The following is a 16,093-nucleotide window of genomic DNA, read 5'->3' as shown; positions in this document are numbered from 1 at the left end:
CGTGAAGCAAACGCAAGCGCTCAAAGCGGATCGGGCGATCGGCGCTCTGACTGGACTTGCTCTCGGTGATGCGCTCGGCATGCCCACGCAATCGATGAGCCATGAGGAGATTCATCAGGCGTACATCCGTGTGGACGGCCTCGTCGATGCGAGCCCGACGCAGCCCATCGCGCCCTCCATGAAAGCTGGCCATGTCACCGACGACACCGAACAGGCCCTCCTGGTTGCCTCCCTGTTGATCGACGGTGACGGGCACATTGATTCGCTTGAACTGGCGCACCGCCTGCTCGCGTGGGAAGACACGATGAGAGCGCGAGGATCCCTCGACCTGCTCGGCCCCTCCACCAAGAGTGCACTCGAAGAAATCCGTGCCGGCGCCGAATACGGCACCACTGGAACGGAAGGCACGACCAACGGCGCCGCGATGCGGGTGGCGCCGGTGGGCATAGCCATCGACATGCGCGAGGCCGAAGCGTTCACGCGCGTAGTGCGCGAATCATGCATGGTGACGCACAATACGACGCAGGGTTTTGAAAGTGCTGCGCTCGTCGCCGGAGTCGTCAGCCTGGGGATCAACGGGTTGGATACCCTGTCAGCACTTGAACTTGCGCTGACCGAAATCGACCGACTGGGTTCGCCCGGACACTGGAGTCCGCGAGCCAGCGTCGTTGCACGCACGCAGTACGCCCACAATCATGCCCGCAAGAGGAACGAGGAAGACTTCGCAACCTGGCTGCGCGAAATGGTGGGAACATCCGTCGAATCCAATGAAGCTGTTCCGGCCGCGTTCGCGCTGGCGCGCCGCTACGCGCAGCAGCCCTATAAAGCTCTGATCCAGGCCGCCAATATTGGAGGCGACACGGACACAATCGGCGCGATCACCGGCGCAATGCTGGGTGCGACATGCGGTGTCAGTGTCTTCCCGAACACCGTCATCGAGCAGGTGATGAGCGTGTCAGGCATCGATGTGGCAACCCCCGCGCTCGAATTGCTTGACGTGCGTGAGCGGGCCCGTTAGCGAGACGATCGCTGACCGTGCTCGCGGTTCATCCGGTTGAGCAGTGCGCGTGCCGCTTCAGAGTCGACGACCAGATGCGTCATCACCCCGGCACGCAATGCTCCCAGCAGGGGAATCGCTTTCGAGACGCCGGAGACGACGCACAGCCGCACGGGGATGCGCCGCAATACGTCGGGCATGGGACCGGATGCTCGATGGTTGAGCTCCATATTCGTTGAGCCGTCTTCGCGGATCAGTACTGTACAGACATCGCCCACTACTCCGTCGGCGCGTGCTGCGTGAAGTTCGGTGGCGTCAAGATATCCGCCCGAATACACGTGCGAGGGGAGCGCTGCGTCGAGCGAACCCACACCGAACAGTGCCACGGTTGACGACTCGATCGTCGTCAGGACCTGGCGAATTGAGCGTTCGCGCCACAGTGCCTCTTTAGTGTCGGCATAGTCGAAGAACGCGGGGACGGGGAAGTAGACCGTCTGGCCACCAAGCGCTTCAGCAGCGCGCGACATGATTGAACCCGCGTACGGGACACCTGACTGTGCCGCATTACCGGCCCCGTTGAGCTGGACGACCGTGACGTTGGGCAGGGGAGTCCTGGCCAAGTGGCGCGTGACTTCTGCTGTTGTATTGCCCCAGGCGATTCCAAGCGTGGCGCCAGGTTGCATCAAGTTGGCGAGCTGCGCCGCGGCCACCTGCGCCACCGATTCAAGCGTGGCGACAGGGGTGTCTACTGATGAAACAGGGACGACGACTGCGTTGACGTGGAACGCCTGCGCAATTTCGCGTTCCAGGTCGGTGCGCGCACCGGCCAGGTCCTGCACCTGGATGCGCACCAGTCCCACCTCTTTGGCGTAGGACAGCAGGCGTGAAACCGACGAGCGCGACATGTTCAATTGGGAGGCTATCGCCTCCATCTTTTCTTCGCGGATGTAGTACAGAACGGCCGCTTGCAGTGCCAGCTCATCACGTTTGCTCACGACTCCCAGTCTCTCATGCACAAATGCCCAACACCTTTGGGTAGACGTGCATTTCTGAGATAATGAAGGCAACAACTCGTCAAGCACGATCGAGAAGCGCGTCTAAGAGCGTGATCGATTAGCGCGAGCAGGCAGCGCGACTAAATGTCGCGATAAAGAAGTACGGTCCAACAACACGATCGATGGAGACGCAGATGAGTATCCCAGTTCTATCACCCACAGCCCGACACGATGCCCTGCAGGAGATGGCGTCAGGCCCTGAGCTGGATGTACTCGTCATCGGTGGCGGAGTGACAGGAGCAGGTATCGCCGTTGACGCCGCCACGCGTGGCCTGCGGGTGGGAATCGTGGAAGCGCAGGACTGGGCCTCGGGTACCTCGTCGCGCTCCTCGAAACTGGTGCACGGCGGGTTGCGCTACCTGTACCAACTCGACTTCAAACTCGTGAACGAATCCTTGCGGGAACGCGGTCTGCTGCTGACGCAGAACGCTCCTCACCTGGTGAAGGCGCAGCCGTTCTTGTGGCCGTTGAAGATTCCGGTCATTGAGCGCACGTATTCGGCTATCGGTGTCGGGATGTATGACGTACTGGCCCAGTTTGCGCACCGCGGGTCTGTTCCGATCCAGAAGCATTACTCGAAGAAAGGGTCCCTGAAGCTGGCGCCCGCCATCAAACCCGATGCGTTAACAGGATCGATCGTCTACTACGACGCGCGTGTAGATGATGCGCGCCTGGTGGTGACGCTTGTGCGCACGGCGGTGCGTTACGGTGCGCTGGCTGCCAACCGGGTTCAGGTTCAGGAACTTGATCAGGATTCCTCCGGCCGGGTTCGAGGGGCGCATGTGGTGGACCTCGAAACTGGCGAAGACTTGCATATCAAAGCTCGTAGCGTCATCAATGCGACGGGTGTGTGGACTGAGAAAACGCAGTCGCTGGCGCACACCGGCGGGGGACTGAAAGTTCTGGCATCGAAAGGTATTCACATCGTGGTGCCCAAAGATGCGATCAAGTCGAAAGTCGGTATCTTCCTGCGTACCGAGAAATCCGTGCTTTTCATTATTCCGTGGAAGCGGTACTGGATCATCGGCACGACAGACACCGCCTACCATGAGGATCGCCTCGAACCTGTTGCCGACAGGGAGGATATCGACTACCTGCTTGAACATGCCAACTCGGTGCTGGCGACCCCGCTGACGCGTGACGACATTATCGGCACGTATGCCGGTCTGCGTCCGCTGCTTCAACCCGGAACCCTCGACAATGACGAAACCAAGTCCACGAAAGTGTCGCGTGAACATACGGTGACGGAAGCCGCTCCTGGGCTGACGGTGATCGCGGGAGGCAAGCTGACGTCGTATCGCCAGATGGCGCAGGACGCAGTGGACTTTGCGCTCGGCTCTGGGGCGAAGAACAAGCCGTGCGTCACAGAAAAGACACCGCTCGAGGGAGCGAACGGCTACTTCGCGATGTGGGAATCCCGCAAGAAATTGGCGCAGGAGTCTGGTCTAAGCGTCGACCACGTCGAAGATCTCCTGGATCGGTACGGGGCCGATATCGAGTTGGTGCTGTCAATGATTAAGGAGGATCCTTCTCTCGGAGACGAGTTGCCCGGCGCGCCCGAATATCTCAGGGCGGAAATTGCATTCGGCATTGCGTACGAGGGAGCCCTGCACATCGAGGACCTGCTGACACGTCGTACCCGCATCCACTATGAGCACAAGGATCGCGGAGTGGAATCCCTGGATGCGGTGGCTCAGATCGCGGCTGCAATGCTGGATTGGGATGAAGAAACGACCGCGCGTGAGAAGGCGTCGTATCAGGCGCGATGCGATGCTGAGCGTGAAGCCGAAGGCATCTGGGATGAGAAGCAAGCGCAGGCCGTCCGCGAGCAGGTAGAACCGATCCGGCCCTTCAAGGACGTTGCTCCTGACGTCCAGGGCTGAATCAGCACTCAGCTTTGTCCCCGGTCAACGCCGCGTCGCCCCGCTTGGCTAACGGTGCGTTGCGCGGAGGCTCGGGGATGATGCACCCTCACGCTTTACCCCGGATAGCGTGGCCTCGTAAGACCTTGACCGGTTGTCGCCACGAGTCGGCACTATCTTGACGGGTGCTCGTTGGGCCTGTCGTGGGTGCTCCGTTGATCAGGCCATGTACCGCTCGCTGCACAATGCGCTAGATCTTAACCTCTTTCGTGCACGAACCCCTAGATCCTGAATGCTCTCCTGCACGAACCCCTAAATCTTAGGGGGATTTGTGCACAACCCCCTAGATCAACAGAGGACAGGACATCCCTCGAAAATTGGAATGTCTTGTGACCTGCGTTTTGAGGAACGCGGCACAATGACGGGGCGTTAGATCTAGGGGATCGTGCAAAAAACAGGGAGAATCTAGGGGTATGTGCATGTGTGAGGGGTAGATCTAGGGGATCGTGCATGTGCGAAAGACAGATCTAGGGCATGGTGCACGAGGCTCGCGGTGAGCGGACAGTGGGCACTGCGAGCTATCTGACCTGGGACTCCTCACGCGGGTTTGGTCACTGAGAAAGCCGAGCCTGTAGCACAACCACGCCAGCATGCCATCGCGGCACGAGTGCATCGGAAAGGTGCTGCTTCCGAAAAGCGTTGAGGGAGGGGCTTACAGGAATGCGAAGGGGTCGAAAGCCTCCAGATCGATGATCTGAAGCCGAGGAAGCACCACCTGGAAAGCGTCGAGGTCATGCTCGAGGTCGAGCACCTCAAGTCCCTCGTCAACAAGCTCCTGGAGCTGGGCGGAAAGGAACTCCTTGAAGCACACGATCGCGACCTTGCGCCCCATTGACAGGAGCTCGCGGACCTGCGGGACAAAGTCTCCGTCATGGCTCGCCAGGATCACTGAGGCGCCATCGAGTTCTGCGATGGCTGACAGGGTTTTTTGAATGCCGACGTCGACAACCTTGACGGTGGGGGACTCGCACGCCAGAGGGATTGGTGTGTAATTCATGGCGGTCAGAGCCTGTATGAAACCCATCGGGAGGTGCCCATTGGAACCGTTGAGGAAGAACAATCCTTTCGTTGGCTGGCTCCATGTGTGGGTCGCTGCATCGAGAACGCGGTCCCAGCGGGGACGTTCCTCCGGATTAGGGCGGCGTTCCAGAACTGACATACCTAATGTTGCATCTATGTTTTCGCCATCGACGACTAAATATGTTATTTCATCCATGGATTACAGATTAGTCCCAGGCGTTTCAGAAAGGAAACGTGTTTTCATACTCAGTCTTTTAAAAGTTCAACATATAAAACGTCCCATCACAATAGAGGTGATGGGACGTTTGAAGAATCTCGGCGTGCACGCGGCGAACTACTCGTGCTTCTTCAATGCAGCCAGACGCTGCTCGATCTCAATCTGCGACGAATCGGTTTCCAGCTCTGCGAACTGGTCCTCAATGCTGGAGGATGCGACTTCCATCTTGCCCTGAGCGAGCGCCTCGGCGCGGCGGACGCGATCCTCGTAGCGTGACAATTCAGACGTCGGATCCAGCAGGTTGATCGTGCCAAGCGCATCGTTGACCTTCGTCTGTGCTTCGGCGGTGCGCTGACGAGCAACCAGAGAATCGCGCTTCGACTTCAGCTCAGACAGCTTGTCCTTCATGACAGCCAGGCCGTCCTTGAGCTTGTTGACAACCTCGGTCTGCGAGGCGATCATCGGCTCAGCCTGCTTGGCTTCGTTCTCGAACTGGATCTGCTTGCCGATTGCGACTCGCGCGAGCTTATCCCAGCGGTCGGCTTCCTCCTGGTTGCCAGCTTCGCGTTCCTGATCAGCCTTGTTCGAGGCAGCAGCCGCCTTCTGACCCCAGTCAGCAGCAAGCTTGGTGTCCTGCTCATGGTCGCGTTCGGCCAGGCGCAGGTTTCCAACTGTTTGTGCGACAGCATTTTCAGCTTCCGCAATCGAGTTGGTGTAATCGCGAATCAGCTGATCAAGCATCTTTTGTGGGTCTTCGGCACGATCCAGCAAAGCGTTAATGTTGGCTTTCGCCAGCTGTGCCATTCGTCCTAGAATTGTCTGCTTCTCTGCCATCGGGGCTCCTCCCGTATCTCATGACGTGATTCGTCTCACGCTTCGATTCAATACTATAGATCTGTGGCATCCGCTGCCTGGTGACGACGACAACTCAGCTACTTTTCGGCTCTCAGCGATGCCATGGAAGGGGCAAGAAATGCTGAACAGGCACACACGTGACTCTGACCAGGGCTCACCCACACCGAAGAACGATGCTCTCGACCGGGGTGCACCTGACCAGGGTGCGCCCGCACCTGCGAACGGCGCTCCCAGCTGGGGCGCACCCTCACCCACGGTTGGTGCACCTGAGCACTCAGATGAAGACAGCCAGCCGCTCGCGCGCATTGAAACCGGCAATCCCTCGGCCCCCACCACGATCTACCTGCTCCACGGCATCACGAGCTGCGCCGGTGCGATGGCCGACCTTCAGCTTCGCTTGGCGCATCCTTCGCGTCGCATTATCGCCTTGGATGCCAGGGGACACGGTTTATCGCCTCGCTGGAGTGACGATCAACTTGCGCGAGCAGGCGACCAGCTGATCGACGATGTTGTGAACGCGATCGAACGGGACCGGGCGTGCAGACGATCTCCCTCGCACCAGATCTTTCACCAAGCAGCGTCCCCCTCGGGCACAAATCGTGGGCCGCGAACAATCCTGATCGGGCATTCGATGGGAGCAGCGACGGCGGCGGCAGTCGCGCTGCGCAGGCCGGACCTCGTGGACGCAGTCGTGGCTGAAGACCCCGCACGTTTTGGGTCGCGCTCGCTGGAAGAACTTCATGAACGAGGGAAACTGCGCGCAGCTAAGATTCAAGAAACTGCGAATGACCTGGTCGGTGCACTGACGCGTGAGCTGGCGGCAGGGGCCGCGCCGAGCAGTGAGATTTTACCGGGTCTGTGGGCGAGCCAGCAGTGTGACCCGCGGCTTCTTCAGACGGGAGTCGTCGCGCCCGAAATAAGATGGGAAGAAGTCATGGCAGGACTGAAGGTGCCGACCCTGGTTGTCACTGGCGATGTTGTGGGTGAATCGCGGGTCGGGCTCGAGGGGATGGAGATCCTGCGCCAAATCGGCAACCGGTGTGTGGAATGCGTGATCGTGCACGGCGGAGTGCACAATGTGCGGCGCTCGCGGCCGCAGGGTTACTTTGATGCGGTCCTCCCGTTTATCGCGCGCATAGAGGCCAGTGGTAGGGGGGAGGAAATCACTGGTTGACGCGAGTGGACGGTGACGTGGCTGAAGGCCCGGCTGGCTCGAGCGAGTAAGTGAATCGCGCGCCAAGAAGGCTCCCTGCCAGCGAGCCGGTGTCGTCAGTGAACCGGAGGGGCCAGCGGCTGAAATCGCCGCCAAAGGCGCTGCCAAGACGTCAGCGGCTAAAGCCGCCGCCGAAGCTCCCGCCAAAACCGCCGCGGCTGAAGCCGCCGCCGAATCCTCCGCCGAGGCCGCTAGAGCCACGACGCGTGAAACTGCCACCGACAGAGCCACCCACACCGCCGCGACGCGTGAACTTTCCGCCACCGTAGCGTGAACCGGAACCGCCCCAGTAGCCTCCGCCGCGGTTAGAACCCAGGGTGGAGCCGAACAGGGTCCACAAGAAGGGATTGCTCAGCAACGAATCGGAATCGAAGAGATTATCCTGATTGCCACGCTTACTCGCCTCGATGGCCTGATGCGCCGCCTGATAGGCAGTCTTGGACGCTTCCTCGGATTGAGCGGGGTCGGAGTCAACCAGCTCTTCAGCGCGCCGCAAGGCTTCTTCGGCACGGGCGAGAGCTGAGCGAGCATCCTCAGGCGAATAAGCGCCCGAGGAGCGCACAAATTGACGCGCACGCTCAACCCAAAGTCGTGCACTGGACAGCTGCTTGTGGGCACGCTCAATTGCGCGCTCGCTCTGCTCAGCCTGGGAGCGCAATGGATCCAACGCGGCGTCGAGTGCACTTTCTGCCAGATGCAGCGACTCCAGGGCTTCCAGCGGATCCGCCTGCTTCTTCAGCGCCAGCCTGCCCTTATCCACCGCCTCATGCGCATCGGCAAGCATCGGCGCAAAGGCCTCCTGGTCGGCACCCAACTTCGTCACGTCCGCAAGATCCGAGCTGATCGAGGCAATCGCGCGCGACAGATTGTCCGCAGCATGCGCCACATTTTCCTGCGCCTTCAAAATCGCGTCGACCTGTACCTGCGCAAGACCCAGCGCGCGCTCGGCAATATCGAGAAGCTGGTTGGCGCGCCCGCGGTCCGTATTCAACAGTCCGTGAGCCTCATCGGCAGAAGTGCGAGCCGATTCGATCAAGGTGCGCGCCTGCTCAGGGTTGTCGAGCAGCGAGGCGATCATCGTGTGCGAATATGCAGCCGTCAGGGTGCGCAATTCGCCCTCGGCAACGCGAATATTGCCTTCGATCTGGTTGATGCGTTCGCGAACAGCGCGTTCACGCTCATCAGCGCTGGCCTCTTTCTCACGCATCACAGCGAACTCGTCGTGCTGTTGAGCGAGTGGCCCCATCGCTTCTTCGAGCGCCTGGAGGATAGTCAATGCGGCTTGTCGCTTCGTGCCCTCGTCATCTGATTCGAGCAGTTTCTGCTGATTCGCGAATTGAGCGTCTACAGTTTTGCGCGCGCGGCGGATCGCCTCGTCGTAGTCCTGAGTGCGGTTGCGACCAAACTGGGCGCGAGAATACGACAGCTCATCGGTGGCACTGCGAACAGTTTCGTCAGCGGCGAGCAGGCGTTGACCCGCCAGCGATACCAGCTCCTCGGTGCTCATATCCGCATACTGACCACGCGCACCCTGCTGCCCCTGCTGCCCCTGCTGCCTCTGCTGCGGCCTGTTGCGGCGCCTGAGCCAATACAGGGCAATGAACAGCACGGGAAAGCCCGCGATCACCACCGCGATCGCCCAGAACGAGGTGCCCGACCCGGACTGCGACGGCGAGCCTGACGAGGAACCTGACGGTGACGGTGCACCCGACCTGGTCAAGGCATCAGCAACCGCGGTACTTGCGGCGACGAACTCATCGCTCGTAATGGCCCCACTGCCCTGATTGATGACGTCAGTTGCCGCGTCGAATGCTGCAGACAGGTTTGAGTTGGCTTCGGAATGCCCGCACATGCCCTGAAGCTGGTCATCCAAGGCCAGCACGTACAGGCTCGCTTTGTCCTGCCCGGTCGCGTCGATGAAATTGTCGAGGGCGTCCTCACACCAGTCTTCAGGAGAAAGCGAATCAAATGAGGAGATAGCGGCAAAAAGTACCGGGTGGCCGTCGCTCTGCGCCGCAGATGCACGTTCTTGCAGGGTGGAGTGCTGATCTGGCGAGAGCATCGAAGACGGATCCACCACCCACGATCCTGACTCAAAATCCAGCTCATCGGGAGATACTGCCCACGAAGGTGAGGCAATCACGCAAGCGGCAATCAACCCGATCGCCAGCATCCATGCTCGTTTCAACGTCTTCATCGCTGCTCCTCACGGGTTGCCGCTTCATCAGAATGTCGGCATAATTCTTTCTCTTGATAGCCTACTGTTTTCGACGTTTCTTCGATAGATTTATGAGGGTGTCCGTCGGTCGCCTCGCTGCGCGGCTGGCGAAAAACAGCCTGGAGAATCGCCCGGGACAGCTTCCCGGCTTATCATAGACAGGACACATGCGCGCCACCGCGGCGCGCACACCGACCCCGAAGGGCGGCACAGCTGCCCTGAGGGACTCTACTTTAAAAGGAGCGCGATCGTGCCGACCGGCAAAGTGAAGTTCTTCGATGCTGACCGTGGCTTCGGCTTCATTGGTGGAGACGATGGAGTTGAGGTTTTCCTCCATGCCTCTGCGCTGCCACCCGAGACACCTACGCTCAAATCAGGAACCCGCGTTGAGTACTCGGTTGCTGACGGACGTAAAGGGCCCCAGGCTCTTTCCGTGCGCGTCATTAAGGAAGCTCACTCCATCGCAAAAGCGCACCGTCGCCGTCCCCAAGCCATGGTTCCCGTTGTTGAGGACCTCATCAAACTGCTCGATGACGCGTCGAACTCACTTCGACGTGGCCACTACCCAGAAAATGCGCGACAGGTAGCCAAAATGCTGCAAGCTGTCGCAGAGGATTTCGATGCCTGAAAAGACAACGCGACCCAGGAGTCGCAAGAAAGACGTCGTGCTGGAAGGCGCGGTTGAGATTGCGCGCCAAGCCGCTGAAGACGTCGCACGCCCCGGCACAGTTGGTGAACACGTCGGCATCCGCGTCGACGGTGACCGCTTGCTCACCCATCTGTTCGACAACCTCGATCCCGGTTACCGCGGGTGGACATGGGCAGTGACAGTTGCCCGCGTTCCGCGTGGACGCAAAGCAACGATCTGCGAAGTCGCCCTTATCCCCGGTGACGACTCGCTGCTTGCACCGCCGTGGGTGCCATGGGCTGAGCGTCTGACTCCCGACGACCTTTCACGCTCAGATGTCCTGCCGTATCGCGCAGATGATGAGCGCCTCGATCAGTCCTACGAGGACGCCGGGGAGAATCCAGACCTGCCGACGACGCGTGAGCTTGGCCTGGGCCGTGCGCGTATCCTTTCAACCGAGGGCCGTCGCAGTGCCAGCGAACGCTGGTACCACTCTCAGCAGGGTCCGGCACGAGGCCGCCTGGCGAAAAATCCGTGTTCGACCTGTGGATTCCTGGTGAAGCTGCCAGGGGAGTTCCGCACCGTATTTGGTGTGTGTGCCAATGAGTGGGCTCAGGACGATGGAAAGGTTGTCAGCCTCGACCATGCGTGTGGTGCACACTCGGAAACCGATACACCGAATCGGAAAACTCAGTGGCCTGTGCGCCCATCTCACGTCAACGATTTTGGAGTGGAAACGGTCGAGCTGGGGCAGGCGAACCAGGCAGGTCTCCCTCGTCAATTTGTGCCCGTGACGAGGCCTTAAGGTGCCTGACGAGGTGGCGCGGCGTTATATCGGTCTCTTTCAGCACTACCCAGCTTGAAAAAGTCATGTCGAGCGGGGCACCATTTTCAGGTGAGCTCCAAAAATTCCAAGCAGCGCAACAATGCGCGCAATCACAGTGTAAAGAATCAGAAAAACGCCGCAGCTCAGTCACAGCGTTCTGCAAGCAGCGGTGTTGCACAAAACGGTCTCGATCGTTTCTTCCACATCACCGAACGTGGTTCCACGGTGGGCCGGGAAATCCGCGGCGGCTTCGTCACCTTCTTCTCGATGGCCTACATCCTGGTGATTAACCCGATCATCTTGTCGTCAGCTCTTCCTGAGAACATCTCGACCCAGGCAGTCGCCGCCGGCACCGCGCTTGTTGCAGGCATCATGACCGTCCTGATGGGTGTCGTCGCCAACTACCCGTTGGGTCTGGCAGCAGGCATGGGCTTGAACGCTATGGTGGCATTCACCCTGGTCGGCGCATCAGGTTTGACCTTCCAGGAAGCAATGGGCCTGATCGTGTGGGAAGGTATCCTCATCACGATCCTGGTGCTGACAGGCTTCAGGGAAGCGGTCTTCAAGGCGGTTCCGCGCCAGTTGAAGACCGCTATTTCTGTGGGCATCGGTCTGTTCATCGCTTTTGTCGGTCTGCTGAACGCCGGCATCATCCGTCCGGGCGGAACACCCGTCCAGCTCGGTGTTGACGGCTCCCTCGACGGGTGGCCCGCAGTGATCTTCGTCTTTGGCCTGTTCCTGACGATCATCCTGTACGTGCGCAAGGTGCGTGGCGCCATCCTGATCGGCATCCTCTCATCGACCGTTCTGGCCATCATCATCCAGGCGTTCGTGAAGATCGGGCAGAAGTCCGACGAAAACCCGACCGGCTGGGGACAGTCAGTTCCTCAAATCGATGGCGCACCGGTGGCTTTTCCTCAGTTCTCCTCCCTCTTCCAGGTCGACATGTTCGGCGCATTCGGCAAGCTGGGACCCCTCGCAGTGATTCTGCTGGTCTTCTCGCTGATGCTGGCTGACTTCTTCGACACGATGGGAACAATGGTGGCCGTGGGCGCCGAGGGTGACCTGCTGGACGAAAAGGGCAACCCGCCGCGATCCAAGCAGATTCTGCTCATCGACTCCGTTTCAGCAATGGCTGGCGGTATGGGTGGCGTCTCCTCGAACACGTCCTTCATCGAATCAGCGGCCGGCGTGGGCGAAGGCGCACGAACTGGTCTAGCATCGGTAGTGACGGGATGTCTGTTCCTTGTCTCGACCTTCCTTGCACCGATCGTCAACCTGGTGCCGACCGAGGCTGCCTCAACGGCTCTGGTCTTCGTCGGGTTCCTCATGATGGTGCAGGTCACCGACATGGAGTGGCACAAGCCCGAAATAGCGATTCCGGCATTCTTGACGATTGCCTTCATGCCGTTCGCCTACTCGATTTCGGTAGGTATCGGCGTTGGATTCATCGCTTACACAGCCATTCAAATAGCGATCGGCAAAGCACGCAGGATTCACCCGCTCATGTGGGTCGTGTCGATTCTGTTCGTGGCCTACTTCGCGTTGGGCCCGATTCAGCGCGCACTGCTTGGCTGAACGCTCAACCTTTAAGGAGTAGTTCGTCAGGTGTCCCGGACCTTCCACTCGCTGCGCTATACCAACTTCCGCTACTGGTTCATCGGCAATATCATTGCCTCGACCGGTACGTGGATGCAGCGTGTGGCTCAGGACTGGCTGGTTCTCACCGTCCTGACGGATAACGAAGGGTTCCAGGTCGGCGTGGTGACAGCACTGCAGTTCATACCACTGCTGGTGCTGTCACCATGGGCCGGTGTCCTGGCAGACCGCCTCAACCGCAGACACCTCATTCAGGCCATGCAGGTCTTGACTGCGGCTCTCGGGCTGATCCTGGGTGCCCTCGTGCTGACGGGCACCGCCCAACTGTGGCACGTCTACGTGCTGGCCCTGATCGGTGGAATCGGATCGACCCTCGATTCACCTGCCCGCCAGGCATTCGTGTCCGAACTTGTTCCCGCTGAATCACTGCCGAACGCAGTGGGACTGAATTCAACTGCTTTCAACTCGGCCCGCCTCATTGGACCGGCACTATCTGGCCTGGTCATTGATTGGGTGGGTCCGGGCTGGGTCTTCATCATCAACGGTGCGTTGTTTGCGGCGCCTGTGATTGCGCTGGCACTGATGCGCACAGATGAGTTGAACGCTCAGCGTCACGTCAAGCGCGAGAAGGGTCAGATCCGCGAAGGTCTCGCCTACGTGCGCTCGCGCCCAGACATCATCCTGATCCTCATCGTCGTGTCCGTGGTGTCAGCCCTTGGCATGAACTTCCAGATGACTTCCGCCATGATGGCCACAGAGGTCTACCACCGTCAGGCCGGCGACTACGGAATTCTTGGTTCCTTCATGGCGATCGGAGCGCTGACCGGCGCCCTTATCGCAGCACGTCGACGCGTACCGCGCCTTCGCCTGATTGTTCTGGCTGCAGCAGCATTCGGACTGGTTGAAATCATTCTGGGACTTGCACCCAACTACTGGTCGTTCGCTCTCATTTCGATTCCGACTGGCCTGGCGATGCTCACCATGATTACCGCGGCCAATGCCGCCATCCAGATCTCCACTGCTGAGGAGATGCGCGGACGGGTCATGGCACTGTACTCGATGATCTTCATGGGATCCACTCCGCTGGGAGCCCCGCTGATCGGCTGGATAGGGCAGCAGTTCGGTGCCCGCTGGTCAATCCTGATCGGAGGAATCTTCTCCCTCCTGATCGCTATTGCAGCCGGCGTGTGGGCGATTATCCACTGGGAAATCCGCGTCCGACTGCACTGGTCATTCCACCCGCTCGAAGCGGTCGGCCCTGTTGAACGCGCCAGGGCCGCTCAGGATGCGGCCGAGGCCACCCGACGCGCATCCGAAGGTGGATAGCGACCTGGTTCAGGCGCTAGGCGAGGTTGTTGTCGATCACCCAGTCCACGCACTGTGTGAGTGCGCGAACGTCCCGGCTTTCCACCGAGGGGAATGTACCGATGCGCAGCTGATTGCGCCCGAGCTTACGGTACGGTTCGACATCGACAACCCCGTTGGCACGCAGAATCCGGCATACGCGCGCCGCATCGACGGTGTCGTCACAATCGACCGTGACAACAACGGGGGAGCGCCACTGAGCATTGGAGACGAACGGCGTCAGGTGCGAGTGCGCATCCGCCCACTGGTACAGCACGTCCGAAGATTCGAGGCAGCGAGCTTCCATCACCTGCAGGCCACCACCGGCCAGCATCCACTGAATCTGCTGATCCAGCATGATGAGCGTGGCGATGGCAGGAGTATTCAGCGTCTGATCCTTGCTCGAATTCCTGCATGCGATTGACAGATCCAGGATCTGCGGCATCCAGCGTGCATCATCGCCGTGCAACCTTTCGGCGCGCTCCTGAGCCGCAGGGGAGAGCAGCGCGACCCACAGGCCTCCGTCGGAGCCAAAACACTTCTGAGGGCTGAAATAGTAGACGTCCACATTGTTCAGATCGACGCGTACACCACCGGCGATCGACGTGGCGTCCACAACGGTCAGACAGTCATCAACGTTGACCCGATACAGCGGGCTGAGAGCACCAGTGGAAGTCTCGTGATGCGGGTATGCCGCAACGTCGATCGGTTCCCCTGAATCATGGCCGACGGCACCCTCGTCAATGAGTGTGGCCACCGTGCCAGGCTCACTTTTCACAATCAGGGGTGCGGCAAGGTGGGGCGCGCGGGCGGCCTCGTCAGCGAACTTCGAGCCGAACTCGCCGAAAACGGCGTGGGCGCTGCGCCTGCGAATCAGTGAGGTCGTAGCGACGGCCCAAAATGTTGTGGATCCACCATTGCCGAGGGCGACCTCCCACCCTTCGGGCAGGGAGAACAGATCGCGTAGCCCACTGCGGATCGATGCCACAATGGAGCGGACAGGCTGCTGACGGTGAGACGTTCCCATGACGAGTGGACGCATCAACGCGTCGAGCTGCTGGGTGCGAATCTTCGACGGGCCGCAGCCGAACCGGCCATCGTGAGGCAAGAGCGTGTCAGGAATGCGAGGGCACTGAGCGTCCAACTGATCTGTCATAGCCCCCAAGGTAGTCCCTTTTCAGGCTCGAGAGTGCCAGCCTTGGCGGGGTGGACACTCGTGCCGTCGAAGCATCTGCGCTGCATGCGCACCGCCGCGAATAAGGCAACGCCCGCCTTCCGAATACGAGCGTTTACAGCGGCCGGCAGGCACCTTGACTTTTCGGCGTTCTGCAGCTATCTGCGGCGTTTTTCACTGTTCGACACTAAAGTCATTAACGTTGTGGCTAATACCACGTCACGAAATGGGGATGGAGGACACAGTGGGAGAGCTCATCGACACGACGGAGATGTACCTCAAGGCCATCTTTGAATTGGAAGAAGATGGGGTCACACCTCTGCGTGCCCGGATCGTCGACCGGCTCGGTCACTCCGGCCCTACTGTTTCACAGACGGTGTCGCGCATGGAGCGCGATGGTTTGCTGCACGTGTTGGGGGATCGACGCCTTGAACTGACGCGAGACGGATGGTACCGGGCGCGGGAAGTGATGCGCAAGCACCGTCTCGCTGAGCGCCTCCTCCTCGACATCATCGGTCTGGGATGGGCGGACGTCCACGAGGAAGCATGCCGATGGGAACACGTGATGTCCGAACAGGTCGAAGCGCGCCTGGTCAAACTGTTAGGTGTCCCCCAGACGGATCCGTATGGCAACCCTCTTCCGGGTATTGAGATCGACCGTCCGGAAGTGTCCGTGGAGGTTGCGCTCAGAGAATCGGAACGTGTTGTAGCTCCCATTGCACGCATTGGTGAACCCATCCAGGCAGAGGTTGATGTGCTGGCACGCTTCGAAGAACTCGGCCTGTTTCCCACGGTCATGGCGGTTGCCGTGGCTGATGAGAAGACGGGAGATGTCCTGATTCGGGCGCTCAGCGACGAGGGCGAGGACGCTCATTTCCTTCGGCTGAATGTGGCTTTCGTCCCGCATCTGTTCTTTGCGATGGAACGCAAGTAGGGGTGCTCCAAAAGATTGCGTACATCACCGTTACCATTGCGTGACATTTGAGGGGTAGACGCGCTAATGTATCTCTTGGTTGCGACGCATC

13 protein-coding genes are annotated in these 16,093 nt (G+C 59.9%); 8 read left to right on the top strand and 5 right to left on the bottom strand.

The window, feature by feature from the left end:
* Position 1: 1 nt before the first annotated feature.
* On the top strand, positions 2-1,018 hold the full coding sequence (locus tag BN3002_RS06980; RefSeq protein ID WP_058237882.1) for an ADP-ribosylglycohydrolase family protein: 1,017 nt from the start codon (positions 2-4) through the stop codon (positions 1,016-1,018).
* On the opposite strand, the gene BN3002_RS06975 is transcribed toward BN3002_RS06980, so the two are convergent.
* Complete coding sequence (locus BN3002_RS06975; protein WP_058237881.1) at positions 1,015-1,953, bottom strand: sugar-binding transcriptional regulator; 939 nt, start codon at positions 1,951-1,953, stop codon at positions 1,015-1,017. The two genes, BN3002_RS06980 and BN3002_RS06975, sit on opposite strands and share 4 nt — an antisense overlap.
* Positions 1,954-2,186: 233 nt before the next feature.
* Between BN3002_RS06975 and BN3002_RS06970 the strand changes: the two genes are divergently transcribed.
* On the top strand, positions 2,187-3,935 hold the full coding sequence (locus BN3002_RS06970) for a glycerol-3-phosphate dehydrogenase/oxidase (protein WP_058237254.1): 1,749 nt from the start codon (positions 2,187-2,189) through the stop codon (positions 3,933-3,935).
* Between the two features lie 691 nt (positions 3,936-4,626).
* On the opposite strand, the gene BN3002_RS06965 is transcribed toward BN3002_RS06970, so the two are convergent.
* Positions 4,627-5,190 (bottom strand): NYN domain-containing protein, encoded by a 564-nt coding sequence (locus BN3002_RS06965; protein WP_058237253.1) that lies wholly within the window; start codon positions 5,188-5,190, stop codon positions 4,627-4,629.
* Positions 5,191-5,328: 138 nt separating this feature from the next.
* Entirely contained in the window at positions 5,329-6,045 is a 717-nt protein-coding gene (locus tag BN3002_RS06960; RefSeq protein WP_058237252.1) for a PspA/IM30 family protein, read from the bottom strand.
* A gap of 139 nt (positions 6,046-6,184) precedes the next feature.
* Between BN3002_RS06960 and BN3002_RS06955 the strand changes: the two genes are divergently transcribed.
* The gene (locus BN3002_RS06955; RefSeq protein WP_058237251.1) at positions 6,185-7,240 is read left to right on the top strand and encodes an alpha/beta fold hydrolase; all 1,056 of its coding nucleotides are present in this window, start codon (positions 6,185-6,187) and stop codon (positions 7,238-7,240) included.
* A gap of 151 nt (positions 7,241-7,391) precedes the next feature.
* Here BN3002_RS06955 and BN3002_RS06950 read toward each other — a convergent pair whose 3' ends face one another.
* Positions 7,392-9,476, bottom strand: coding sequence for a hypothetical protein (locus tag BN3002_RS06950; protein WP_058237250.1), 2,085 nt, complete (start codon positions 9,474-9,476; stop codon positions 7,392-7,394).
* Between the two features lie 271 nt (positions 9,477-9,747).
* On the opposite strand from BN3002_RS06950, the gene BN3002_RS06945 reads away from it, so the two are divergent.
* The 4 genes from BN3002_RS06945 (at position 9,748) to BN3002_RS06930 (ending at position 13,876) form a co-directional block, all read left to right on the top strand.
* The gene (locus BN3002_RS06945; protein WP_058237249.1) at positions 9,748-10,125 is read left to right on the top strand and encodes a cold-shock protein; all 378 of its coding nucleotides are present in this window, start codon (positions 9,748-9,750) and stop codon (positions 10,123-10,125) included.
* On the top strand, positions 10,118-10,930 hold the full coding sequence (locus BN3002_RS06940) for a DUF3027 domain-containing protein (protein ID WP_058237248.1): 813 nt from the start codon (positions 10,118-10,120) through the stop codon (positions 10,928-10,930). The genes BN3002_RS06945 and BN3002_RS06940 overlap by 8 nt, the downstream gene beginning before the upstream one ends.
* Before the next feature lie 225 nt (positions 10,931-11,155).
* Entirely contained in the window at positions 11,156-12,529 is a 1,374-nt protein-coding gene (locus tag BN3002_RS06935; RefSeq protein WP_058237880.1) for an NCS2 family permease, read from the top strand.
* A 30-nt stretch (positions 12,530-12,559) separates the two neighbouring features.
* On the top strand, positions 12,560-13,876 hold the full coding sequence (locus BN3002_RS06930) for an MFS transporter (RefSeq protein WP_058237247.1): 1,317 nt from the start codon (positions 12,560-12,562) through the stop codon (positions 13,874-13,876).
* A gap of 16 nt (positions 13,877-13,892) precedes the next feature.
* Here BN3002_RS06930 and serC read toward each other — a convergent pair whose 3' ends face one another.
* Entirely contained in the window at positions 13,893-15,050 is a 1,158-nt protein-coding gene (gene serC / locus BN3002_RS06925) for a phosphoserine transaminase (protein WP_058237246.1), read from the bottom strand.
* Between the two features lie 250 nt (positions 15,051-15,300).
* Between serC and BN3002_RS06920 the strand changes: the two genes are divergently transcribed.
* Positions 15,301-16,002 carry a metal-dependent transcriptional regulator gene (locus tag BN3002_RS06920; protein WP_371935774.1) on the top strand — a complete coding sequence of 234 codons (702 nt, stop codon included), beginning with the start codon at positions 15,301-15,303 and terminating at the stop codon, positions 16,000-16,002.
* Positions 16,003-16,093: the final 91 nt, after the last annotated feature.

The organism is Actinomyces ihuae, from assembly GCF_001457875.1.
Lineage (GTDB): Bacteria > Actinomycetota > Actinomycetes > Actinomycetales > Actinomycetaceae > Pauljensenia > Pauljensenia radingae_A.
The sequence above is the reverse complement of the archived record's forward strand: the minus strand, read 5'-3'. Positions and strand labels throughout refer to the sequence as shown.

What these genes read in the sequence shown, in the direction of transcription:
- BN3002_RS06950 (WP_058237250.1), bottom strand. Translation starts at nt 9,476, where the DNA reads ATGAAGACGTTGAAACGAGCATGGATGCTGGCGATCGGGTTGATTGCC.
- BN3002_RS06920 (WP_371935774.1), top strand. Translation starts at nt 15,301, where the DNA reads ATGGAGGACACAGTGGGAGAGCTCATCGACACGACGGAGATGTACCTC.
- BN3002_RS06970 (WP_058237254.1), top strand. Translation starts at nt 2,187, where the DNA reads ATGAGTATCCCAGTTCTATCACCCACAGCCCGACACGATGCCCTGCAG.
- BN3002_RS06955 (WP_058237251.1), top strand. Translation starts at nt 6,185, where the DNA reads ATGCTGAACAGGCACACACGTGACTCTGACCAGGGCTCACCCACACCG.
- serC (WP_058237246.1), bottom strand. Translation starts at nt 15,050, where the DNA reads ATGACAGATCAGTTGGACGCTCAGTGCCCTCGCATTCCTGACACGCTC.
- BN3002_RS06960 (WP_058237252.1), bottom strand. Translation starts at nt 6,045, where the DNA reads ATGGCAGAGAAGCAGACAATTCTAGGACGAATGGCACAGCTGGCGAAA.
- BN3002_RS06940 (WP_058237248.1), top strand. Translation starts at nt 10,118, where the DNA reads ATGCCTGAAAAGACAACGCGACCCAGGAGTCGCAAGAAAGACGTCGTG.
- BN3002_RS06965 (WP_058237253.1), bottom strand. Translation starts at nt 5,190, where the DNA reads ATGGATGAAATAACATATTTAGTCGTCGATGGCGAAAACATAGATGCA.